Here is a 22,770-nt window from a genome sequence, read left to right as displayed (position 1 = left end):
TGAGGTGAAGGTGTTAAATCGTTTGCCAATAAAAGACAGTCATCAAACCGCACCTAGTTTTGCTAGGGGGATAGGTATGATTGAAATATTAGTTACCCTTTTCATCTTGGCTATTGGCTTGTTAGGGGTGGTTTATCTGCAATTTGTCGGCTCGTTTACCAACTCAGAATCATTAAATCGTTCTCAATCCGTATTAGTTGCGCAACAAATGTCAGAGCGTCTTAGAGCCAGTGCTGCTTTTTCTGTCACCGGCGACGGGCTGGTTGTTGATAATGAATATTTTGATACTGATATCTATAACTTTCAAAATCTAAGCTGTACAACTGGCGCGCAACCCTACGTCTGCTTTTGTCAAACTCGACCTGCCACTATCCCTAATTGCAACGATAATATATGTTCAACCAGTGAACTTGCACAATTCGATGCTTATGAACTGTCTTGTGCAGCGGTCATAACCAATCCTGATGTCATTATTTCGCTTACTTGTGAAGATAATGATACGACGGACACGCAAAGCTGCAGCGTAGGCTCTAAACATATTGTGACGTTAAGCTGGCCAGTTGAAAATTGGCAAAATATCAATAGAACCTTAAATGCAAAATGCAATGTGAATCAGACAAACCCACATGACTGTGTATCGGTAGACATTACATTATGAATAAGTTCAAACAACAGGGTTTTAGTTTAGTTGAGTTAATGGTCAGCATGACGATTGGCCTGATGATTTCAGGCGCATTAATTCAAGTTATGTTAGGTAATAATGTCACAGAAAGATTAAATCAAGCGGTTTCGTCGGTGCAAGAAAGTGGGCGCTTTATCATTACCCGCTTGCGCAATGATATTTTAATGACGGGGCGCTATGATAATTTATCACCTGACTTAAACCGTGATGTAGACATTGCTGTAGAGGCCGGGGTTGTGCAAAACAATCCTGTGGCTTTAGTCGGTGATTTTGTTAGCGGTGCCGGGATTGGTTCTATTGAAGGAGCAAATGGTGCAAGCGATACCTTGGTGGTCAGTGCTCAAGCGAGAACCGATTGCAGAGGCTACAAATTGGGTTATGCCGCAGATGAGGAGTTTTATGTGGTAAACCAGTACTTTGTATCGGGAACCTCGCTGCAATGCAGAGGATACGATGGCCGAGTGCTCAGAGGACAAAAAGTAGCGGCTAACAATGATGGTAATAAGGCTTATACCTTGTTGGACGACGTTTACAGTTTCCAAGTTCAATATGGCGTAACCAATAATTTTGCATCGCAGGATAATAGTTCACGGCCTGTGCGTTTTGTGACAGCAGATGCATTAAATGCATTGCGTACGGCTGGTTCGCAGGTCGTTGCTATTCGTATTGCGGTATTACTTAAAGCCGACTCTGAAGTCATGATTGACCCTGTCCCCTCATTTAAGCTATTGGATGAAACGGCCTACCAGCCGACTGAAAAACGTTTATTTAAACAATTTGAAACAACCATTACTTTAAGAAATGTTAAAAACTTTGTTCGCAGTAGGAATATATGAAAAACACGAATCTTAACAAACAGGCTGGCATGGTCATGGTTTTTGCCCTGCTGATTTTATTGAGCTTAACCATTTTAGGTGTGACGTCGGTCTCCAGCAGTTTACTGCAAAGTAAGATGGCAATTTCGATGGAAAGGAGCTCTATGGCTTTTGATGCCGCAGAATCAGCTATTGCTGGCGTTATTTTTGAATCGGAAGACAAAGTTATTTTGGCTGATGTTAATTTAAACGATCCTTTGTCTGATGCTCGCGGCGGCAATCAACTTGATCTGAATGTGCAGACCTTAAGTTGTTTTGACAACAATACATGGACTAACCGCAGTGTCACAGCGCAAGGATTGTCTAAAGGCAGTCGGCACGTTGCTACAGGCGATTACGTCAATCAACCGGCTATCGATAGCTGGTCAAAAACAGCATTTTTGCGCGAGCAACCATGTGTCGGTTCTAGCAATGTCATTGGTGGCAGTAACATCAGTTGTCACGTATTTATTGTGCGCGGCTGTGGTCAACTAAAAGACAGTAATTTTGTAGTGGCAAATACCCTAAGTGCATCGGTGTTTGCTCCTGCTGCCCAATAAGAGGGGGCTCATATGAACTATTTTCGTCGCTCAAAATTGTTTTTCATGCTAGTAGCATCGTTGTTTTTTATTCCGCCGATTTTGGCAGATGACCTAGAAATCTATTTAGGTACATCGGGTGCACAGGTTACCTATAATCCCAATGTTCTATTTATTATGGACACCTCGGGAAGTATGGCTTCTCAGGACGGTACCAATGAATCACGAATGTTACGAGTACAAAACGCGCTGAAACAAACCTTAGCTTCAGTCACTAATATCAATGCGGGTTTGATGCGTTTCTCAGACTATGGCGGGCCGGTTTTATATCCTGTTAGGTCCATTGATGACGCGGTAAGACCTGAAATTATTACCTCTATTAGTGATGGTAATGATGATGCTTACGAAATTAGTTCTACCGTCACCACTAACTCCAATAATTTGAAACATTCTCAGAGTACTACGCCAGTATTAGTTGGTTTACGTTACCAAGGGCTAAATATTCCAAGAGGAGCAACTATTACCAGTGCTTTCATCCGATTTACTTCTAATGCTTACAACATAGGAGCAACGGTATTTACTTTAAGTGGTGAATTAGCCGGTAATGCTAGTGCGTACTCCAGCAGTGCCAATAATTTAAGTAGTCGCACTAAAACAACCAGTTCTGTTTTGTGGGACAGTGTGAATGATTGGCCGGTGTCGAATGAAACGGTTTCCTCGCCAGATATTACCAGTGTTGTACAAGAAATTGTTGATCAAAGTTCTTGGTGTGGTGGTAACGCCTTAAGTTTATTAATAGATGGTGTTGGTACTTCAACCGGCAGTGCTCGGCAATCAAAGGCCTTTGAAGAAGGCTCGGGTTTGTCACCGCAACTGGTGATTACCTATGACGACTCTACTGCGACGGGTTGTGTGAAAGGTGCTTATACCTATCAGGTAGATTCACAGAGATACAATGCCGAAGAGCGCTCAGATGGTAATGAATCTACCGGCAGTGAGTTAGGTTTTTCAAGTAGTTCAAATGCCTATGTAGGGGTGATTTTTAGAAAAGTTGCTTTACCGCAAAATGCCACGGTTGCCAATGCTTATTTAGAGTTTACCGCTTATCAAAATAGCTCTAGCAGCACGGCATCGTTTAATATTTATGGAGCAAATGTCGACGATGTCGGTAATTTTAGAAGATATGACCGTTATGAACTCAGGGATGTTAATAAAACCGGATCAGTAGGATGGACAAATATACCACGTTGGTACAGAAACTCGACTTATCAAAGTCCATCCGTGACCAGTATTGTACAGCAAATTGTAAATCGCAGCGGTTGGCAAGCGGGCAATGATATGATGTTTATCATGTCAGACTTCACTGGTGTCAGAGGGGCTTACAGCTACAACGGCCAGCCTTCAGGGGCGGTTAAGTTAGTCATTGAATTCGAGGGCCAGGCGACACCTGGACAAACTTCGACCGTGCGCGATCATCTCATCAGCCAAGTTGATTCACTTAGTGCTGACGGATACACACCTATCGTTGATACCTTGTACGAAGCCGCCAGTTATTATGGCGGACTTAATGTTGACTACGGTTTGAAAAGGGGGGAAAGCTCTACTTCTTCAAGTGTTAGACGCAATACCAGAGTAAGTAACCGCTTAAGCTATATCGGTGCGGATTCAATTTTACCTTATGGTTGTAGTGTGGATGATTTGAGTAGCTCTTCATGTGTTAATCAATATATACCCAGTGGCGCACAATATATTTCGCCGGTAACCGATAGGCAATGTCAAACCAATAATCACATCGTTTTGTTATCGGATGGTGAGGCTAACAATAACCACAGTGTCAGTAAAATAGAGAGTTTATTGGGCCTATCTTGCCGCGGTTCAGGGGGTGAAAAATGTGGTTTAGATTTGATAAAAAATATTGGTGATGCCGATGAGTCTGTTATCGATACTAAGATTTATACGCACACCATTGGTTTTGCGTCAAACACAACTGCCAATGCCTTTTTAAATGACTTGGCGATTAACGGTAATGGTGGATTTTATACCGCGTCTAATACAGCAGATTTGGTCACTGTGTTTCAATCAATCTTAAAAACCGTTAAAGATGTTAATGCAACCTTTGTTTCGCCCGGCGTTGCGGTTAATCAGCTCAACCGTTTGACTCACAATGATGAGCTCTACTTTGCTTTGTTTAAACCGGCAGAAGGCTCATTGTGGCCGGGTAATGTTAAAAAATACAAGTTAGATGGTTCCGATATTCTGGATAAAAATGGTAATAATGCTGTCGACAGTTTAACCGGATTTTTCAGTGATAATTCCCATAGTTATTGGTCAGTATTGGCGGATGGTAATGATGTGCGTGACGGCGGTACAGCCAGTCAAATGGGTTTACCGCGCAATGTCTACGCTTTTTCAGGCAACGGTACCATTATTACTACCGCCAATTTAGTGCATGAAAACAATAATAATTTCACCCTCAACGACTTGGGTATTAGTTCTGTGTCCAATGCCACTGCGGTTCGTGAGTCATTATTAAAGTGGGCGCGAGGTGTTGATGTAAGAGATGATGACGGTGATGGCTTAGATACTGATGCTCGATTACAAATGGGTGACCCAATTCACTCTCAACCTGTGATTGTGAATTATTCGCTCACCGATAGTGCCGTTTTGGTAGCAACTAATCATGGATACTTGCATTCATTTGACCCAGAAACAGGCACTGAAAATTTTGCCATCATGCCAAAAGAGCTGATGGGCAATTTGTACGATTTTTATCGAGACAGCTCGACTTTTTCTCATATATATGGCTTGGATGGCGATATGGTGTTACGTACAGTGGGGTCGAATAAATATCTTTATCTAGGCATGCGTCGTGGTGGAAAAAATTACTACGCCTTTGATATTACTAGTAAAACATCTCCTGCCTTGAAATTTAAAATTGAGGGTGGAGTAGGGGACTTTGCTAAACTAGGACAAACTTGGTCGAAGCCGACCGTCACTAAAATCCGGGTCGGAAGTACCGTAAAAAATGTGCTTATCTTCGGTGGTGGTTATGATGAAGACCAAGATAGTAAGACTTTGCGCAGTGCCGATAGTATTGGCAACGCAGTATTTATAGTGGATGCAGATACAGGGACCCTAATTTGGTCAGCAAGTAATAGTAATGCCAACCTGAATTTAACTGAAATGCAATACAGTATTCCCGCAAGAATCTCGGTGATTGACAGAGATAATGACGGCTTTGCCGATCATATGTATGTGGCAGACAACGGCGCTCAATTATTCCGCTTGGATATTCACAATGGCGAATCCATAAGTGATCTAGTCACTGGAGGCTTAATGGCTAATTTTGGCGGCGATACGGCTACTGAAAATCGCCGCTTTTATTATGGCCCTGATGTTACCGAAATAAGCTTGGGCGCGGAGCATTATTATGCCGTAGCCTTGGGTTCTGGATATCGAGCACATCCTTTGGATAGCGTTGTAGAAGATCACTTCTACATGATAAAAGATACTGGGGTGTTTACCTTAGACACTGATGGTAACTACAGTTTGCCCAGTGTTGCTCTGTCTACTTCAAGTTTGTATGATGCGACAGACCATTTGCTGACCTCCTCTGATACAACTGTTCAGCAGGTTGAGGCAAACAGTTTTGCCCAACTCTCTGGTTGGTTTATTCGACTCGGTGCGGGGGGAGAAAAAGTACTTGCATCTCCTTTGATTCTTGATTACCAAATTATCTTTACCACCTATTTACCTGCAACTGCCAGCGCTAGTTCTTGTGCGCCACCATCAGGTAATAGCCGAGCTTATTTAGTTGAATTGATTAATGGTAATGCCGTAACCGATTTAAATAGGGATAATAATACAACTCATCAAGACCGATACGCCCAGTTAAAACAAACCGGCATTGCGCCAGATACAAAAATTTTGATTGAAGATATTATTAAACCAATTGTTTGCTTGGGGACTGAATGTGCTTCAACCGTGATTGAATTAGACAGTAATGGCAATAAAAAGGCGTGTAACTCGGATTTTGAGTGTTTAGCCGAGAATATTTATAGTAACTTTGAACGAGTACAAAAAAGCAGTTGGAAAACTGAAATTGAAAGGCAGTAATTATGAACCCAGTTAAGTGTCAACAAAGCGGTAGTCAGGGATTTACATTAGTTGAACTGATGATAGTTGTGGCTATCGTTGGGATCCTCAGTATGTTGGCCTATCCAAGTTATCAGGGATTTATTAAGGGTAGCAACCGTTCAGCAGCGCAGGCTGATTTAATGTCCTTAGCTGCCGCAATGGAGCGCCACAAAGCGGCGAGTTATAGTTACAAAGGTGCTGCTGCATCAGCCGCGGATACTGGTAGCCCCGCTATTTTCCATAAACATAGCCCCTCTGCAGAACCGTATGCCAGTCGTCAGTATGATTTAGTTATTAATCAAGCCGCGGGTAATAGCTATTTGTTAGAAGCAAAGCCGGTCACTAGCACTAATCAAAGTGGTGACGGCAGCTTATACTTCTACAGCGACGGCAGACGCGCTTGGGACAAAGACAATAGCGGGGCCATTAGTTCTGCAGAATATTGTTGGAGTTGTTGAGGCTAGACTTTTTCTGCTGTAATCGAAAGCGGCCTAAGGGCCGAGTAAGATATTTCTGAACGGGTCATAGACCTTTTTTTCTAGCAGCATATGGCAATTTTAACCAAGCATAATGGTTTTTTGTCATTATGCTGATATTGATATAAATGAAGGGAGTAATTCGAAAGAACAGTTGCCATTTTTATCTGCTAGGTCTTGTGTAATATCGATTGCTTTATGAATTACTCCTGCGCTCAATCCTTAGTCATCGCTGTTAACTACAATACTCCCCCTCTATCAGCAAGCGTGTCATAGCCTGCCAAGACTCGGGTGTGTCGGGCACCGCGTGTCGGGCACCGCGTGTCGGGCACCGGTTGCCGGGTACCACGTGTCGGGCACCATTTGCCTAGCACTGTGCAGCTAATAAAGCGTGTGGCCCACTCATCTTGCCATTGGGACCGTAGCTCGGACACTTACTCTATCCAAGCTGTCCTGCAGCTTATTCTGAATTATAGAAAGTGGAATGAAATCTTAAAATCTGCTTGGTATAGACAGATACTTGGCACTCGTTAAGGCTCTCTATGCAAAAGTCGCATCGAGATTATCATTCAATTGAGTTTAACGGCTTATCCTTATGGACAACTTATTGGCGTGCCTGTGGTGTCTTCATGAATACCATTTCTGTCACTATCTGAACTCATTTTCACGCGACCTTGCAAGGTAATGCTCAATTGCCTAGCGTATTCATTATCTTTTGATGAGTGGCACAATATTAAGTTTGAATTGGCCGCCGCTTCACCTGTTGCAGAAAAAAACAGCGGGTTGGCTGGGCCAGTTAAATAATTATTATCTGAAATAGCCCCTGTTGTGGCCAATAATTCTTCGTTGGCTCCTCGGTCACCGCTGCTGTCACTGTCAATAAATACTATTTTTGGATCATCCCAATTATTACTGCAGACTGAAAAATCCCCAGAAGGACAGACAATAATGGTGATTTGTTGATCAATGGCTTGATTTCGCGCAAACTGAATAACGGCACTTAATTCATTGATTTCAGAAACTATTCTGTTTTTGATTAAAATGCTTTGAATACTAGGTGCAACTGCAGTTATGGCAATTGCCATGATTGCTAAACTAATTAGCATTTCTATGAGGGTTACCCCTTTTTGCTTAATCACAGCCACTCCTTTTAAACTAATTAAGATAACATAAACTAATTTGAGAAAAATTTGGTATAAATTGTGTTGCTATGGTTAGAATTGCTATACACAACAACGAACCAATATTGAGATTGGTAGAGATGATTTTGATAAAAATGATAGGTATTGAACGATGTTAACAGCCACAGTGATTGAACAAATGCGAGTACTATCGCACATTGAGCCCGCATTTGAAGTAAACCGTCGGGTCAATTTTATCAAAACACAACTGCTAAACAGTGGGATGAAGAGTTTAGTCTTAGGTATAAGTGGTGGTATCGACTCGTGTACATTAGGTAAACTTGCACAAATTGCCGTAGATGAACTAAATCAACAACAAAATAAACACTTCCAATTTGTGGCCGTGCGTTTACCCTATAATGTGCAAGCCGATGAAGTTGATGCTCAAGCGTCTATTGATTTTATTAAACCTAGTCACAGTGTTGCGGTGAATGTTCAACCTGGTGCCGATGCCATCGACCAGCAAACCTGCGCTGCGCTGGCAGCTCAGGGCTTATTACCTGACAGTGAAACGAAACGTGATTTTGTAAAAGGCAATGTTAAAGCCAGAACCCGCATGGTAATTCAATATGAAATTGCTGGCATGTTAGATGCCTTGGTACTTGGAACGGATCATTCGGCAGAAAATATTACGGGTTTTTATACTAAGTATGGTGATGGTGCCTGTGATCTTGCGCCTCTATTTGGTTTAAATAAGAGGCAAGTGAGAGAAATAGCACACTTTTTAGGCGCCCCGGCTAACATTATTACTAAGGCACCCACTGCAGATTTGGAAAGTCTTGCTCCTCAAAAAGCGGATGAACTCGCTTTAGGCTTGAGCTATGACGAAATTGACGACTTTTTAGAAGGCAAAGTTGTTGCTCAATATGTTGCAGAAAAGCTGGTTAATATTTTTGTAAAAACACAGCACAAACGGGTGCCTATTCCAACCATCTATGATTAATTTTAACAGCACGGATACCAAAAAATGAAAAAATTAGAAGCTATAATAAAACCATTTAAGCTAGATGATGTTAGAGAGGCCTTGGCACAAATTGGCGTAAATGGCATGACAGTGACCGAGGTTAAAGGTTTTGGTCGACAAAAAGGTCATACTGAAATGTATCGTGGTGCTGAGTACAACGTTGATTTTTTACCCAAAATAAAACTGGAAATTGTTATCGTTGATGAAGATGTAGAAAGAGCGATTGAAGCTATAATGAATACTGCTCAGACTGGAAAAATCGGAGACGGCAAGATTTTTGTTTATGATGTTGAGCGTGTTATTCGTATTCGTACGGGTGAAGAAAACGAAGAAGCCGTATAAGCAGTATGAGCCCACTTAGCCTAGTTGCATTTTAGCGTGTTTTTGAGACCAGTAAGTAGGGTGAAAATGAAACTAAAAAGTAAATTGTATAATTAATGAAATAAATTTAAGTCGGCAATGGTCTCTATTATTGGATTTATTAAGCTCACAAAATTTGTTGTTAAAATAAAGGATACTTAAAATGAAACAGTTAAAGAAAACTGCCATCGCATCAACTATTGGTGCTGTTGTTATTGGTTCACTTGCTTCTGTAAGCCTACAAGCTAATGCCAACCCATTTGAACTACAATCCCTTGAGTCTGGCTATATGCTCACCCTAGCTGAAGGTAGCTGTGGTGGAGAAAAGAGCACAGACGCTAAAGACAAAGAAGCCAAATGTGGTGGCGATAAAGCCAAAGCGATGGCCAAAGATATGAAAGAAGGCAAGTGCGGCGAAGGCAAGTGTGGTGGCGACAAAGCCAAAGACATGGCCAAAGATATGAAAGAAGGCAAGTGTGGCGAAGGTAAGTGCGGTGGTGACAAAGCCAAAGCGATGGCCAAAGACATGAAAGAAGGCAAGTGTGGCGAAGGTAAGTGCGGTGGCGACAAAGCCAAAGCGATGGGCAAAGATATGAAAGAAGGCAAGTGCGGCGAAGGTAAGTGTGGTGGCGACAAAGCTAAAGACGCAGCGAAAGACAAAGTAGAAAAAGAAGGCAAATGCGGCGGCCAAGCTTAATATTTATAAATTGTAAGAGGCCAGCTTATGCTGGCCTTTATTTTTTGGGTGTAAATTATGCTGAATAAAACCAAGCTTATAGGCGCTGGACTTGGCCTAAGAAGAGAAATGCTGGGGCAACTAACAACGGTTCCTGCTAGTGTCGATTTTTGGGAGATAGCGCCAGAGAACTGGATCCCACTTGGCGGTAAATACCCAAAGATATTGCGTCAATTGACCCAACAGCATCAGTTTAGCTGTCATGGTTTGTCACTTTCAATTGGCAGTCCAGCCCCCCTAGACATCAATTTTGTGAAAAGCGTTAAGCATTTTTTGGATGAGCACCAAATTCAATCTTATAGTGAGCATTTAAGTTACTGTTCGGGTGAGGGCCATTTATATGATCTAATGCCCATTCCATTTACTGAAGAGGCGGTGAAACACGTAGTTCAGCGTGTAAAGCAGGTACAAGATATTATTGAACGCCCACTGATTCTGGAAAACGTATCTTATTATGCCGCGCCAGGACAAGAAATGAGTGAATTAGACTTCACTTTGGCAGTGTTGAATGAATCTGGTTGTTCTTTGTTACTCGATGTGAATAACATTTATGTCAACTCCATTAATCATGCTTATGATGCCGAGCAATTTTTAGCCTCCATGCCCAGTCATAAAATCGCCTATGGTCATATAGCGGGTCATTTTGATGAAGCTGATGATCTTAAAGTCGACACCCATGGCGCTGATGTGATTGAACCTGTTTGGCAGCTTTTAAAACGTGCCTACGAATTACATGGGGTGTTTCCAACTCTACTCGAACGCGATTTTAATATTCCGCCTATAAAAACTTTGCTGCATGAAGTCGAAAAAATTAAATCTACTCAGGCGCTGGTGGCCTTACAGAATAATTCTCAAAGGTTGGCTTAATGACACATTTTAGCGATATTCAGCATGCGTTTATGACGCATTTGAAAAATCCCGATGAAATTTCTTTTAAGTATGGCATTGAAGAACGTCGACTTGATATTTATCGAGAGTTATTTTTCAATAATATTGTCGGTTTTTTGGATTCAGCTTTTCCTGTGCTCAAGTCTCTTTATTTAGCCGATGATTGGTTAGTACTAGCGCGACAGTTTTTTGCTCAACACCATTGTCGTTCGCCCTATTTTATTGATATCAGTTTGGAATTTGTTGAATACCTCAGTTCTGAACATCAATTAAATGAGTTTGATCCGCCGTTTTTGAGTGAGCTGGCCCATTATGAATGGTTAGAGTTGTCGGTGAGTATTAAGAAGTGTCAACAAGAGATGCATATTTGGCAAGCGACTAGTGAGCAATTGCCCGATAAAATTTCGTTTTCACCGATTGCCACCTTAGTGAGCTATCATTATCCAGTGCATCAAATTAGTGTGGATTTTCAACCTAAAAGCCCCTGTGAGCCAGTCTATCTAGTGGTCTATCGTAATAGTGAAGATGAGGTTAATTTTACCTTGGTCAATCAGGTGAGTGCTCATTTGCTTACTGTTATTCAGCAATCTGAGGTAATCGAAATAACAGAGTTAATAGCAAAAATGCTCATAGCCTTGCCACAAATTGGCGCACAACAATTAGCCGTGTCTGTAAAAGACATTGTTGAACAAATGTTGCGCAAAGAGATTTTATTACCAGCTGATTAGAGATAGTTTTATTTTCTAAGGGGCTTAGCAAAGGTAAAAGCTACCAATTTGCAGTGGTTTGCATTACCATCTTGCCCCTTGTGTAAATTGATATTTAATTGCTTTTCGGGAGTCTGGTTATGCAAAAAGAAAACGAAGTCATTGACCCATTCAACTGGTCTTATGTTTTTGCCGCATTGATAGTTTTATTAGCCTTTCCATTGTTAAACGCCATTGTCGGTTGGTTTGTTTTTTATCTATAAACCGCAATAAATTTTTACTAACTACGGGGAAATTCGTGTCCGCCGCCTATATAAAGTCGGTCATTAAGACCGTGCCTGATTACCCAAAACCGGGGATCATGTTCCGTGATGTCACCTCAGTATTAGAGGATCACACCGCTTATTCACAAACTATTGCATTGTTGGTGAAACATTACGCCCCTATGGGCTTTGATAAAGTCGCAGGAACTGAAGCCCGAGGCTTTCTGTTTGGTGCGCCCTTGGCAATTGAGCTAGGTATAGGTTTTATTCCAGTGCGTAAACCGAGAAAGTTGCCTAGACCTGTGATCAGCGAAAGCTATGAATTAGAATATGGTACGGATTCTCTTGAAATTCACCAAGATGCCGTTAAGCCCGGTGAAAAAGTTTTGATGTTAGATGATCTGCTGGCCACGGGGGGAACCATGATTGCTACCGCAAACCTAATCCGTCGTTTGGGTGGTATTGTCGAACATGCTGGTTTTGTTATTTCATTACCCTCTCTCGGTGGTGAACAAAAGCTAGTAGAAAATGGTGTAACCAGTTTCTCGATCTGTGAATTTGAAGGTGAGTAGCATAAAAGCATGAGTTATCAGGTATTAGCCCGTAAATGGCGTCCCAATAGTTTTGCCGAGTTAGTTGGGCAAGAACATGTTGTATCTGCCATTTCCAACGCCCTTGATAACGATCGTTTACACCATGCTTATCTGTTTACGGGTACCCGTGGTGTTGGTAAAACCACTATCGCGCGAATATTTTCTAAAAGTTTAAATTGTGAGTTGGGCCTAAGTGCTACGCCCTGCGGCAAGTGCAGCACTTGTGTCGAGATTGAGCAAGGCAACTTCATTGATATGCTGGAGATTGATGCTGCTTCGCGTACCAAGGTTGAAGATACCCGCGAATTATTAGACAACGTGCAGTATCGGCCCAGTAGAGGTCGCTTTAAGGTTTACCTTATCGATGAAGTTCACATGTTGTCGAAACATAGTTTTAATGCATTGCTTAAAACGTTGGAAGAACCGCCTCCCCATGTAAAGTTTTTGTTGGCCACCACCGACCCACAAAAATTACCCGTTACCATTTTGTCACGATGTTTACAGTTTAATCTCAAAGCTTTATCACGCACTCAGATAAGCCAACAATTGGCGTTTATCCTGCAACAAGAGCAACTTGAATGTGAAATTGAAGCATTAAATCAGTTAGCCCGCGCAGCTCAAGGTAGTATGCGTGACGCCCTTAGTTTAACTGATCAAGCTATTGCACAGGGTAATGGTGTTGTGAGTTTATCTATTGTGACTGACATGTTAGGTCTGATGGATAAAAATGTGGTACTTAAGCTGCTTAACGCTGTTCTGCAGAAACAGGCTGATGAAGCTATGCAGTTAGTCGAGGCTATGTCGATGCAAGCGGCTGACTTTGCTCAAGTTTTAGCTGAACTGATGAGTTTATTACATCAAGTTGCCTTAACGCAGTTGGTTCCAGAAGCCTGCAAATTAGAGACTATTGCTGCTCGTGCTATCTATCAAATTGCCAAAGGTGTGGCACCTGAGCACATTCAACTATTGTATCAAATTGCCTTAAACGGCAAAAAAGATTTACCTCATGCCGCTGATTCACGTTCCGGTTTAGAAATGACCTTACTTAGAATGCTGGCTTTTTGCCCAGATAATCTAAAACTAGCGCCGGATGATATAAATGAGCTAGGGTCACAAGCATTAACTCATGTAACAGCTTCGCCAGTAAAAGCAGCAGAGCCAGAAGGCTTAAGGCCGCAAACAATGCAAAGCCCTGAGGTAACCGCCGAATTACCTCAAGCGTCGATTGTTAGTGCTGCTGAGCAAGGCGAATCTATTCCGCCTTTGCTTGACCCGTCTGATTCAGCAGATGAGTCTTATCCAGAACACCATTATGCCATGGAAGATGAACAACAGAATCTGGCAGATAGCGCCTATGAACAAGAATTGTTTGCTCAGCAAGAAGGCATAATTCAGCAAGCAGAAGACTATGGTCATGATGCACTCGCCGCTCAATTGCCAGCAGAACATGGTCATATTCCTGCTCATGCCCCTCCTTCATCTTCTTTAAGTGCCACTGAAACCATGATTGCCTTGCGTAAAAAACTACAGCAATCTCAGGCGGCAACGGAGGAAAAAAACCTTGCTGGAAAAAAGTCAGTAAAGACTGAGGTACCCAATTTAGCCTCAATTCGTCAACCTCAAGCTATCGATGTAAATAAAAAACCACCTAGTGTTGAACCTGTGCCAGAGCCAAAACCAGCACTAGTACCAGTACCAGCAAGGCCGATAGTCACTCAAAACGTCGAGCTAAGCTCAAATGTTGACGATGAAGATGAAGTAGTAGACACCAATACTGGTTTGATGCCGCCTTGGGATTTCGACGATCGCCCACGCTCAAATGAACAAGAGTCTTTACCCTCCAGTGATGAAACGATAGAAGTCAGTCAAGATTCCGTTGTTGAGGCTTATCGTGCACTTGATGCGCATGAGCACTTGGCGCTAAATGAACTAGGTGAAGTTAGTTTAGATATTCCAGTTTTTTTAGAAAATGAACAAAAAGTGACCTCTGCCGTTCAGGTTGATAAATGGAGTCAACTGATTGATACCATGCAAATAACGGCATTAACCAAGCAACTTGCCTTGCATTCATCTTTCGAGCGAGTGGGTGATACGGTAAAATTAACCTTATTGCATAGTAAAGTGCATTTAGATACGCCTTCTGCGCGCCAGCAATTGGGCGGGGCCCTTATATCTGCACTGAATGCCAATTTAGGACTTGAAATAGAATTGGGCCACCCCATTAATACACCTTTTGCTATCCAGCAAAAAGTAAATAATTTACGTCAAGAATACGCGCAAAACGTGATTAATACCGATGCAAATATTGCGCTAATGCAAGAGTTGTTTGCGGCTAAAGTCGATAGCGCGAGTATTGTTGCAAGATAAGCCAAAGCCGGCTGCCAATTTTTATTTCAGACTAAGAGAGAATCATTATGTTTAAAGGTGGTATGGGTAATATCATGAAACAGGCTCAGCAGATGCAAGAGCGGATGCAAAAGAATCAGGAAGAACTGGCTAAGGTCGAAGTAGTTGGCCAATCTGGAGCTGGTTTAGTCAAAGTAACGATGACCTGTAACCATGCGACTCGCCGTGTTGAAATTGACGAAAGCCTGATGCAGGACGACAAAGAAATGCTCGAGGACTTGGTTGCTGCAGCAATTAATGATGCGGTGCGCCGAGTACAAGAAACGACCAAAGAGAAAATGGCCGATGTCACTGGCGGAATGCCAATGCCTCCTGGCTTCAAGATGCCTTTTTAAGTTTACTGACACAATGCAATTTAGTCCCTTAATAAAAGAGTTAGTCGACGCCCTGAAGATACTTCCTGGGGTCGGCCCTAAGAGTGCGCAACGCATGGCGTTTCATCTACTTGAGCGCAATCGTAAGGGGGCGCTGCAATTAAGTTCGGTATTACACAATGCCATGGAGCATGTTAAACATTGTCAACAATGCCGCACGTTTTGTGAAAATAACTTATGTGAAATATGTGCCAATCTTGAGCGTCAAAGCTCACCATTACTGTGTATTGTCGAATCACCGCAAGATGTTCTCGCCGTTGAACAAACCCTAGAATTCAAAGGTCGTTACTTTGTATTGATGGGACATTTGTCGCCGATAGATGGTATTGGCCCAGCTGATATTGGCTTAGATCAACTCGATAAAATTTTACAGGTCGGAGATATTACTGAAGTTATTCTGGCCACTAACCCCACTGTCGAAGGTGCAGCTACCGCCCATTATATTGGACAGATGTGCAAGTCCCAGCAAATCCAAGCTACCCGTATTGCCCACGGTGTGCCAGTAGGGGGTGAATTAGAGTTTATTGATGGCAATACTCTGACACATGCTTTTAGTGGACGTCGCGCCATTTAAATTTGTTTTAAATGGCTTTTTTATGCAGCATTTGCATAATCTTAATTAAATTGTGACTTGAAATCTCTAAGTTCATCCCTATCTCCTGACTAACAAAATTTGTCACTAAACAATAGGAGATTTTAGTCCATGACTGATGCAGTTCATCAAGAGACTCACGGCTTTCAGACCGAGGTAAAACAACTACTTCAACTGATGATCCATTCACTTTATTCAAATAAAGAGATCTTTCTACGAGAATTAATATCCAATGCCGCAGACGCCGCGGATAAATTACGTTTCAGAGCACTGTCAAATGACAGTTTGTATGAAGGTGATGGGGATTTACACGTCAAGCTAAGTATCGATAAAGATGCCGGTACTATTACCATTGCAGACAATGGTATTGGTATGAATAAGGCCGATACCATTGAACATTTAGGTACGATAGCAAAATCAGGTACCAAAGAGTTTTTCGGCAAACTGTCTGGTGACCAAGCAAAAGACTCACAACTGATTGGTCAATTTGGTGTGGGTTTCTATTCGGCCTTTATTGTTGCTGATAAAGTGACGGTGCGCACTCGTGAAGCTGGTGCTGATAAAGCGAGTGGAGTTGAGTGGCAGTCAGCGGGTGAAGGCGAATTTACCATTGCTGATATCGAAAAAGTCGGTCGCGGTACTGAAATAATTTTACACCTTAAAGAAGAAGAAAAAGAATTTTTAGATGATTGGCGCTTGCGTTCAATTGTGAGTAAATATTCTGATCATATTAGTATCCCAGTTAAGATGTTTAAAGCTGAAGTGCCAGAGAGCGATGGTCCAGACGGTGAAAAAACGCCGGCAGTTCCGGCCCAATGGGAATCTATAAACAAGGCGACAGCACTTTGGACTCGTGATAAATCTGAAGTGTCAGACGATGAATATAAAGAATTTTACAAGCATATTTCTCATGACTTTGCCGATCCAATGGTATGGGCACACAACAAGGTAGAGGGTAAAACTGAATATACCAGCCTGTTATACATTCCAGCAAAAGCCCCTTATGATTTGTGGAATCGTGATCAAAAACACGGCTTAAAATTGTATGTGCAACGTGTCTTCATCATGGATGACGCCGAACAGATGCTGCCCAATTATCTGCGCTTTGTAAAAGGCTTGTTAGATTCAAACGATTTACCTTTAAACGTATCTCGTGAAATTTTACAAGACAACAAAGTAACGCAAGCGATGCGTCAAGGTTGCACCAAGCGTGTCTTACAGATGTTAGAAAAAATCGCCAAAAACGATGCTGAAAAATATCAAAGTTTTTGGGGCGAGTTTGGTAACGTATTAAAAGAAGGTCCGGCCGAAGACTTTGCGAATAAAGATAAAATTGCTGGTTTAATGCGTTTCGCATCTACCCATAATGATTCTGACGTGCAAAGTGTTTCTTTATCTGACTACATAAGTCGTATGCAAGAGAAACAAGAAAAGATCTATTACATTACGGCTGACAGTTATAAAGCAGCAAAATCAAGCCCACATTTAGAGATATTCCGTAAAAAAGGCATTGAAGTATTGTTAATGTCTGAGCGCATTGACGAATGGTTGATGTCGCATTTAAATGAGTTTGAACAGAAATCGTTGCAGTCTATTACCCATGGTGCCTTAGACTTAGGTGATTTAGATGACGAAGAAAGCAAAAATGCACTGAAAGAAGCTGAAAAACAAGTTTCAGGTTTAGCTGAGCGTGTTAAGGCCGCTTTGGGTGACAGAGTAAAAGATGTCAAGTTCACTCATCGTTTAACTGATTCTCCAGCTTGTATCGTTGCTGATGAAAATGGTATGACAACGCAGATGATAAAGTTGATGCAGTCTGCAGGTCAACCAGTTCCTGAGGCACAGTATCATTTTGAACTTAATCCAGAGCATCAATTAGTTAAATTACTGGCTGATGTGCAAGATGAAGAGCAATTTTCGCAGTGGACTGAAGTGTTATTTGACCAAGCTGCTTTGTCTGAACAGGGCAGCTTAAAGGACCCAGCAAGCTTTGTGCAGAATTTAAACAAGCTACTAATAAACTTGGTTAAATAGACCTTACATTGTAATATTTGAGTTAGTAAAAGCGGGCCTTAGTGCCCGTTTTTGATTGAAGTAACTAAAATCACAGAATTTGTGATTTGTATCATGCTCGTCAGCTTAATATTCTTGTAACATCAAGGGTGAATGTGTAAAGTTGCGGGCTTACATTTTTTGCAGGGTTAAAGCAGAGGACACAGTATGCGCATTATCCTTCTTGGAGCACCGGGTGCAGGTAAAGGGACTCAAGCTCAGTTTTTGATGGGCAAGTTTGGGATCCCACAAATATCAACAGGCGATATGTTACGTTCTGCAATAAAAGCAGAAACTGAACTAGGACTTGCCGCGAAACAAGTTATGGACGAAGGTAAACTCGTCTCTGATGACCTAATTATTGGCTTAGTAAAAGAGCGTATATCCCAAGCCGATTGTGAGAAAGGCTTCTTATTAGATGGCTTTCCTCGCACTATTCCGCAAGCGGATGCAATGAAAAATTCAGGCATCGTCATTGATCATGTCATTGAATTTGATGTCGATGATGAAATCATTGTTGAGCGCATGAGTGGACGTCGTGTTCATCCAGGCTCAGGTCGAGTCTATCATTTACGCTACAATCCCCCCAAGGTTGAAGGACAAGATGACGAGACTGGTGAAGCGCTTGCGATCCGGCCAGATGATCAAGAAGAAACGGTACGTAAACGCCTCGCTATTTATCATGACCAGACTAAGCCTTTAGTGTCTTATTATACTAAGGAAGCGCAAGCCGGTCATTGTCAATACCATAAGTTAGACGGCACTCAGCCTGTTGAAAAAGTAGGCCAACAGCTCGCAAGTTTGCTTGGTTAAGCATTGTTACGTATAAGCTAATGAGCCCACGTTTTGTGGGCTTTTTTATTGGTTGGGTTGTCAGTAAATTAAAAGGTTAATTATGCATATTCCAATTACGGCTTTTTATGCTGGTTTGTTAGGGCTTTTCTTTTTTTATTTAACCGTTCTGGTCATTCAAGGACGTATTTCTAAAAAAATTGCACTTGGCGACAATGGCGACCGACATTTTATACAGTTAGTCCGTTCACATGGTAACTTTACTGAATACGCGCCCTTTATTTTGGTGTTGATACTGCTTGCCGAGATTAATGGCACTGAGCCTCTATGGTTACATCTAGCCGGAGTGAGTCTGCTTCTTGGGCGCATTTTGCATTCACTGGGCTTACGACGACACCCAGGCACCAGTTGGCAAAGAATGTCGGGTATGATCTTGACATTTTATGCCTTGCTATCAAGCGCAGTGATTAATTTATTGGTACTGTATTAACAACCGCAGCTTGAAACTAGCAGTTGCAATAAAGATTAATAATTCCCTTTCTGCAGAAGTCATTTGTAACAAGCTGCATCTACAAAGTGTGTTGACGTAGTCAGCAGTTGCTGGCTTTTATGGAATTTTCATAGCAAGTCCCAGTAAGTGATAAACGGCGCAAGCAACCTTGCGAAGGCAAGTGCAGCATGAAACTACTATTAATTTCATCCACATATCTTTGCATTAACTGCCTTGTTTTAGGCTGATAGAGGTCAGTTGCCTTAAATTTGTATCCCCCTTTTACCTATATAAACCTGCTACTTTTTTGTACGTCTTGTTACGTTTATACATCTTCACTTACGTATTGCCCTTTTTCACAAATTTAAAATACGTCTATCCTTGGCAGTAACAGGGGTAAATTCCGCTAATTAAAATCAAGCATAGGGAAGTAAATAAATGAAAACTAAAATAATTGTCGGTGCAGTGTTAATTGCAGTCGTTATATTTGGTGGTATCGCTGTATTTAAAAAAGAAGATAAAAAAGGCATCGAAGTTGAAACTGAGCAAGTGGCTGAGGCTAAAATTGTCCAGAAAGTGAATGCTACAGGCAAAATTCAACCAAAAACCCAAGTTAATATCAGCGCTGACGTCAGTGCCAAAATTACCCGATTAGAAGTCAAAGAAGGTGATTGGGTAGAAAAAGGCCAATTTTTAGTTGAACTCGACAGAGAACGTTATGTGGCCAGTTTAGAGAGTGAAGAAGCCAATGTGCGTTCAGCGCAAGCACAAGCGCAACTAGTGCAAGAAAACGTTAAACAAGCTAAACGTGTATTAGATAGAGCGAGAGAGTTAGTTGAGAAAAAACTAGATTCACAATCCACCCTGGATAGTACGCAAGCCGCTTATGAAGTAGAAGTTGCTCGTTATGAGTCTTCATTACAGCAAGTTGAACGCAGTCGTGGTTTGTTAAAACAATCACAGGACGCCTTATCTAAAACCACTATTTATGCACCTATGTCGGGTACAGTCAGCAAATTAAATAAAGAGCTGGGTGAAATTGCCATTGGTTCGCAGTTTCAAGAAGACGTCATCATGATCATTGCTAATCTAAATGAAATGGAAGCACTGGTTAAAGTGGATGAAAATGACATCGTTGCGATTAAATTAGGGCAACAGGCTGAAATAGAAGTCGATGCTTTACTCGGCCAAACAATCAAAGGCCAAGTGAGTGAAATTGCCAGCAGTGCCATTGAAGCCGCCGCTGGCAGTGTCAGTCAGAAAACCGAATTTGAGGTGACTGTAACCATTACTGACGACGTCAAGCAACTGCGTCCTGGAATGACAGCAAGCGCTGACATTGTGACCGATACCCGAGAAAAAGCCGTCAGTGTGCCTTTACAGTCAGTAACGGTTAGAACGGCCAAGCAATTAGAAACAGAAGGCAAAACTTATAACGCTGCTGATGACGGCTTTGTAGAAATCGTGTTTGTAGTCAGTAACGGTAAAACAGAAGCGAGACAAGTCAAAACGGGCATACAAGGTGACACACTAATAGAGATTACTGATGGTGTAAGTCTCGGCGACACTATTGTGACGGGCAGTTACCGAGCTATATCCAGAGAGTTAAGTAACAACAGTGACGTCATTGTAACAACAGAGAAGAATTAGTATGACTATCGCAGCAAGTTCAGCACTTAGGGATAAGTCCACCTTGGTGATAGAGCGTGTCACCAAAGTCTATAAGATGGGCGAGCAGGAAGTACATGCACTCAAAGGTGTATCATTAACCATTAATGCCGGTGAATACGTGGCGATAATGGGGCCATCGGGATCGGGTAAGTCTACCTTAATGAATATGATCGGTTGTTTAGATGTGCCAAGCTCGGGCACTTATCATTTGGAAGGTCAATCGGTAGGGCAAATGAGTGAGGATCAACTCGCGACTATCCGTAATCAGAAGATAGGTTTTGTGTTTCAAACCTTTAATCTCGTGCCGCGGGTCAGTATTTTTAGCAATGTAGAACTACCTCTGATTTATAAAGGTGTTAGCAAAGCTGAAAGAATCAAAATAGTTGACAGCGCCATAGAGTCAGTCAATCTGACCTCTCATAAAAACCACAAACCCAATGAATTATCTGGTGGACAACGCCAACGAGTGGCTATTGCTCGAGCCTTAGTGTGTAACCCGTCGATTATTTTGGCGGATGAGCCAACCGGTAACCTCGATACTAAAACCGGTAATGACATTATGGCAATCTTGGATGGTCTGCACGCTAAAGGGCATACCATTGTTTTGGTTACTCATGAAGATGACATTGCCGCCCATGCTCTGCGGGTCGTGCGTCTTAAGGATGGGATTATCGAAAGTGATAAGCCGCAAACGGCTAAACCTGCACATCCACAAACAGCCCAAATAGATTAAGGTCTGTTCACTAAGGAGAGTGTTGCATGAAATTACACCTAGAGATAAGTGAATCCTTTAAAATCGCCCTGAGTGCGTTGACGGCCAATAAAGCCCGTGGTGCGCTTACCGCCCTTGGGATCATAATCGGTATTGTTGCGGTTATTACCACTATGACAGCCGCTAATGGCCTTCAGATTTCGTTTCGGGCGTCATTTGCCTCAGTGGGTTCAGATGTGCTGTATGTCTCACAGCGTCCTTGGATTCAAAATGGCCCGTGGTTTCAATATCGTAACCGCCCGCCCATAACCCTTGCAGCCAGTGAAGCCCTCGAGAGAAAGTTACTCAATCGTGGCGTCGTTAACCCCAGTACTGGGCAAAATGCCAGTATCAAATATCAAAGTGTGGTGGCCGACAGTGCTCGTGTTATTGGTACCACAGACAAGCAAATTATTGTGTCTAATATGCTGCCTTCTGCCGGACGCTTTTTAATGCCTTTTGACATCACCTATAAAAAACACGTGGTGGTAGTGGGCTCCGAAATTGCTGAAAATTTGTTTGGTCAATTTGATCCTATCGGTAAAGACATCAAGATAGGCATGTATAAATTTACGGTTATTGGCGTGATGGAAGAGCAAGGAGGCAGTGTGTTTGGCGGTCCAAACTACGATCGTCAAGTCTTTGTGCCTATCACCACCTATAACAAGGTGTTTGGCAACGACGGGGGACAAGCCAATATTGATATCGCTATTAAAGCGCCTTCTCCTGATGTAATGGAAGATTTTGAATATGAAGTTATAGGAGAAATGCGCAAAATTCGTGGCTTAAAGCCTATAGAAAGCGATGATTTTGCCATTAATAAATTAGGCACTCTATTAGATGCTTATAACTCAATTATGGGGGTCGTGGTTGCCGTAGGTTTAGGTATTACCAGTATTTCTTTATTTGTTGGTGGGGTAGGTGTGATGAATATTATGTTTGTTTCAGTCACTGAACGCACCAAAGAAATAGGTATACGCAAAGCTATTGGGGCAAAACGGCGCAATATACTTATGCAATTTTTGTTTGAAGCTTTGTTGATTTGTTTGTTCGGTGGCATTATTGGTCTTGCTTTTGCTGCGGGTATTACGGAAATAATTAATCAAACCTTGCTACCAGCCAGTTTATCGCCCGCTATTATTATTTTGGCCCTATTGGTCTCTATGTTGGTAGGTGTTGTTTCAGGTTTTGTGCCTGCTTATCGCGGTGCAAAGTTAGATCCGATTGAGGCTTTACGTTATGAATAACTGGCCACCGATTGG

At 42.1% G+C, this 22,770-nt stretch carries 22 protein-coding genes; 21 read left to right on the top strand and 1 reads right to left on the bottom strand.

Going from position 1 to position 22,770, the window contains the following annotated elements; genetic code table 11:
• The first annotated feature begins 76 nt into the window (after positions 1 to 76).
• From ABKW31_RS09785 to ABKW31_RS09765, 5 genes are read left to right on the top strand one after another with little or no spacing between them, the layout of a single operon-like run.
• A complete protein-coding gene (locus tag ABKW31_RS09785; protein WP_348616281.1) occupies positions 77 to 658 on the top strand; it encodes a pilus assembly protein PilV in 582 nt (193 codons plus the stop codon).
• Entirely contained in the window at positions 655 to 1,518 is an 864-nt protein-coding gene (locus tag ABKW31_RS09780) for a PilW family protein (RefSeq protein ID WP_348616154.1), read from the top strand. Before ABKW31_RS09785 ends, ABKW31_RS09780 begins: the two co-directional genes overlap by 4 nt.
• Positions 1,515 to 2,096, top strand: coding sequence for a pilus assembly protein PilZ (locus ABKW31_RS09775; protein ID WP_348616153.1), 582 nt, complete (start codon positions 1,515 to 1,517; stop codon positions 2,094 to 2,096). Before ABKW31_RS09780 ends, ABKW31_RS09775 begins: the two co-directional genes overlap by 4 nt.
• Before the next feature lie 45 nt (positions 2,097 to 2,141).
• The gene (locus ABKW31_RS09770; RefSeq protein WP_348616280.1) at positions 2,142 to 6,191 is read left to right on the top strand and encodes a pilus assembly protein PilY; all 4,050 of its coding nucleotides are present in this window, start codon (positions 2,142 to 2,144) and stop codon (positions 6,189 to 6,191) included.
• Between the two features lie 2 nt (positions 6,192 to 6,193).
• Positions 6,194 to 6,670 carry a type IV pilin protein gene (locus ABKW31_RS09765; protein WP_348616152.1) on the top strand — a complete coding sequence of 159 codons (477 nt, stop codon included), beginning with the start codon at positions 6,194 to 6,196 and terminating at the stop codon, positions 6,668 to 6,670.
• Between the two features lie 611 nt (positions 6,671 to 7,281).
• Here the strand turns inward: ABKW31_RS09765 and ABKW31_RS09760 are convergent.
• Positions 7,282 to 7,827, bottom strand: coding sequence for a GspH/FimT family pseudopilin (locus ABKW31_RS09760; RefSeq protein WP_348616151.1), 546 nt, complete (start codon positions 7,825 to 7,827; stop codon positions 7,282 to 7,284).
• 154 nt (positions 7,828 to 7,981) lie between these two features.
• On the opposite strand from ABKW31_RS09760, the gene nadE reads away from it, so the two are divergent.
• The 16 genes from nadE (at position 7,982) to ABKW31_RS09680 (ending at position 22,755) form a co-directional block, all read left to right on the top strand.
• On the top strand, positions 7,982 to 8,812 hold the full coding sequence (nadE, locus tag ABKW31_RS09755) for an ammonia-dependent NAD(+) synthetase (RefSeq protein ID WP_348616150.1): 831 nt from the start codon (positions 7,982 to 7,984) through the stop codon (positions 8,810 to 8,812).
• Positions 8,813 to 8,836: 24 nt separating this feature from the next.
• Complete coding sequence (locus tag ABKW31_RS09750) at positions 8,837 to 9,175, top strand: P-II family nitrogen regulator (RefSeq protein ID WP_348616149.1); 339 nt, start codon at positions 8,837 to 8,839, stop codon at positions 9,173 to 9,175.
• A gap of 181 nt (positions 9,176 to 9,356) precedes the next feature.
• A complete protein-coding gene (locus ABKW31_RS09745) occupies positions 9,357 to 9,890 on the top strand; it encodes a hypothetical protein (protein WP_348616148.1) in 534 nt (177 codons plus the stop codon).
• 57 nt (positions 9,891 to 9,947) lie between these two features.
• Entirely contained in the window at positions 9,948 to 10,796 is an 849-nt protein-coding gene (locus ABKW31_RS09740; protein ID WP_348616147.1) for a DUF692 domain-containing protein, read from the top strand.
• Positions 10,796 to 11,545, top strand: a complete 750-nt coding sequence (locus ABKW31_RS09735) for a putative DNA-binding domain-containing protein (RefSeq protein WP_348616146.1) — start codon at positions 10,796 to 10,798, stop codon at positions 11,543 to 11,545. Before ABKW31_RS09740 ends, ABKW31_RS09735 begins: the two co-directional genes overlap by 1 nt.
• A gap of 119 nt (positions 11,546 to 11,664) precedes the next feature.
• Positions 11,665 to 11,787, top strand: coding sequence for a hypothetical protein (locus ABKW31_RS09730; protein ID WP_348616145.1), 123 nt, complete (start codon positions 11,665 to 11,667; stop codon positions 11,785 to 11,787).
• Positions 11,788 to 11,822: 35 nt separating this feature from the next.
• The gene (apt, locus tag ABKW31_RS09725) at positions 11,823 to 12,359 is read left to right on the top strand and encodes an adenine phosphoribosyltransferase (RefSeq protein WP_348616144.1); all 537 of its coding nucleotides are present in this window, start codon (positions 11,823 to 11,825) and stop codon (positions 12,357 to 12,359) included.
• Positions 12,360 to 12,368: 9 nt separating this feature from the next.
• Complete coding sequence (gene dnaX / locus ABKW31_RS09720; RefSeq protein ID WP_348616143.1) at positions 12,369 to 14,747, top strand: DNA polymerase III subunit gamma/tau; 2,379 nt, start codon at positions 12,369 to 12,371, stop codon at positions 14,745 to 14,747.
• Between the two features lie 47 nt (positions 14,748 to 14,794).
• Positions 14,795 to 15,121: a YbaB/EbfC family nucleoid-associated protein gene (locus ABKW31_RS09715; protein ID WP_348616142.1), complete on the top strand. Its 327-nt coding sequence runs from the start codon at positions 14,795 to 14,797 to the stop codon at positions 15,119 to 15,121.
• Between the two features lie 13 nt (positions 15,122 to 15,134).
• On the top strand, positions 15,135 to 15,734 hold the full coding sequence (gene recR, locus ABKW31_RS09710; protein ID WP_348616141.1) for a recombination mediator RecR: 600 nt from the start codon (positions 15,135 to 15,137) through the stop codon (positions 15,732 to 15,734).
• A gap of 129 nt (positions 15,735 to 15,863) precedes the next feature.
• A complete protein-coding gene (gene htpG / locus ABKW31_RS09705) occupies positions 15,864 to 17,786 on the top strand; it encodes a molecular chaperone HtpG (RefSeq protein WP_348616140.1) in 1,923 nt (640 codons plus the stop codon).
• Between the two features lie 186 nt (positions 17,787 to 17,972).
• Positions 17,973 to 18,617, top strand: coding sequence for an adenylate kinase (gene adk / locus ABKW31_RS09700; protein WP_348616139.1), 645 nt, complete (start codon positions 17,973 to 17,975; stop codon positions 18,615 to 18,617).
• Between the two features lie 82 nt (positions 18,618 to 18,699).
• Entirely contained in the window at positions 18,700 to 19,086 is a 387-nt protein-coding gene (locus ABKW31_RS09695; RefSeq protein WP_348616138.1) for an MAPEG family protein, read from the top strand.
• A gap of 438 nt (positions 19,087 to 19,524) precedes the next feature.
• Positions 19,525 to 20,736 (top strand): efflux RND transporter periplasmic adaptor subunit, encoded by a 1,212-nt coding sequence (locus ABKW31_RS09690; protein ID WP_348616137.1) that lies wholly within the window; start codon positions 19,525 to 19,527, stop codon positions 20,734 to 20,736.
• A 1-nt stretch (position 20,737) separates the two neighbouring features.
• Positions 20,738 to 21,490, top strand: coding sequence for an ABC transporter ATP-binding protein (locus ABKW31_RS09685; RefSeq protein WP_348616136.1), 753 nt, complete (start codon positions 20,738 to 20,740; stop codon positions 21,488 to 21,490).
• Between the two features lie 26 nt (positions 21,491 to 21,516).
• The gene (locus ABKW31_RS09680; protein ID WP_348616135.1) at positions 21,517 to 22,755 is read left to right on the top strand and encodes an ABC transporter permease; all 1,239 of its coding nucleotides are present in this window, start codon (positions 21,517 to 21,519) and stop codon (positions 22,753 to 22,755) included.
• Positions 22,756 to 22,770 lie beyond the last annotated feature (15 nt).

The sequence above is a fragment of the Paraglaciecola sp. 25GB23A genome, assembly GCF_040012495.1.
GTDB lineage: Bacteria > Pseudomonadota > Gammaproteobacteria > Enterobacterales > Alteromonadaceae > Paraglaciecola.
The sequence above is the reverse complement of the archived record's forward strand: the minus strand, read 5'-3'. Positions and strand labels throughout refer to the sequence as shown.

Excerpts from the sequence above, each read along its gene's own strand:
- ABKW31_RS09785 (WP_348616281.1), top strand. The coding sequence starts at position 77 with ATGATTGAAATATTAGTTACCCTTTTCATCTTGGCTATTGGCTTGTTA.
- ABKW31_RS09780 (WP_348616154.1), top strand. The coding sequence starts at position 655 with ATGAATAAGTTCAAACAACAGGGTTTTAGTTTAGTTGAGTTAATGGTC.
- ABKW31_RS09775 (WP_348616153.1), top strand. The coding sequence starts at position 1,515 with ATGAAAAACACGAATCTTAACAAACAGGCTGGCATGGTCATGGTTTTT.
- ABKW31_RS09770 (WP_348616280.1), top strand. The coding sequence starts at position 2,142 with ATGCTAGTAGCATCGTTGTTTTTTATTCCGCCGATTTTGGCAGATGAC.
- ABKW31_RS09765 (WP_348616152.1), top strand. The coding sequence starts at position 6,194 with ATGAACCCAGTTAAGTGTCAACAAAGCGGTAGTCAGGGATTTACATTA.
- nadE (WP_348616150.1), top strand. The coding sequence starts at position 7,982 with ATGTTAACAGCCACAGTGATTGAACAAATGCGAGTACTATCGCACATT.
- ABKW31_RS09750 (WP_348616149.1), top strand. The coding sequence starts at position 8,837 with ATGAAAAAATTAGAAGCTATAATAAAACCATTTAAGCTAGATGATGTT.
- ABKW31_RS09745 (WP_348616148.1), top strand. The coding sequence starts at position 9,357 with ATGAAACAGTTAAAGAAAACTGCCATCGCATCAACTATTGGTGCTGTT.
- ABKW31_RS09740 (WP_348616147.1), top strand. The coding sequence starts at position 9,948 with ATGCTGAATAAAACCAAGCTTATAGGCGCTGGACTTGGCCTAAGAAGA.
- ABKW31_RS09735 (WP_348616146.1), top strand. The coding sequence starts at position 10,796 with ATGACACATTTTAGCGATATTCAGCATGCGTTTATGACGCATTTGAAA.
- ABKW31_RS09730 (WP_348616145.1), top strand. The coding sequence starts at position 11,665 with ATGCAAAAAGAAAACGAAGTCATTGACCCATTCAACTGGTCTTATGTT.
- dnaX (WP_348616143.1), top strand. The coding sequence starts at position 12,369 with ATGAGTTATCAGGTATTAGCCCGTAAATGGCGTCCCAATAGTTTTGCC.
- ABKW31_RS09715 (WP_348616142.1), top strand. The coding sequence starts at position 14,795 with ATGTTTAAAGGTGGTATGGGTAATATCATGAAACAGGCTCAGCAGATG.
- recR (WP_348616141.1), top strand. The coding sequence starts at position 15,135 with ATGCAATTTAGTCCCTTAATAAAAGAGTTAGTCGACGCCCTGAAGATA.
- htpG (WP_348616140.1), top strand. The coding sequence starts at position 15,864 with ATGACTGATGCAGTTCATCAAGAGACTCACGGCTTTCAGACCGAGGTA.
- adk (WP_348616139.1), top strand. The coding sequence starts at position 17,973 with ATGCGCATTATCCTTCTTGGAGCACCGGGTGCAGGTAAAGGGACTCAA.
- ABKW31_RS09695 (WP_348616138.1), top strand. The coding sequence starts at position 18,700 with ATGCATATTCCAATTACGGCTTTTTATGCTGGTTTGTTAGGGCTTTTC.
- ABKW31_RS09690 (WP_348616137.1), top strand. The coding sequence starts at position 19,525 with ATGAAAACTAAAATAATTGTCGGTGCAGTGTTAATTGCAGTCGTTATA.
- ABKW31_RS09685 (WP_348616136.1), top strand. The coding sequence starts at position 20,738 with ATGACTATCGCAGCAAGTTCAGCACTTAGGGATAAGTCCACCTTGGTG.
- ABKW31_RS09680 (WP_348616135.1), top strand. The coding sequence starts at position 21,517 with ATGAAATTACACCTAGAGATAAGTGAATCCTTTAAAATCGCCCTGAGT.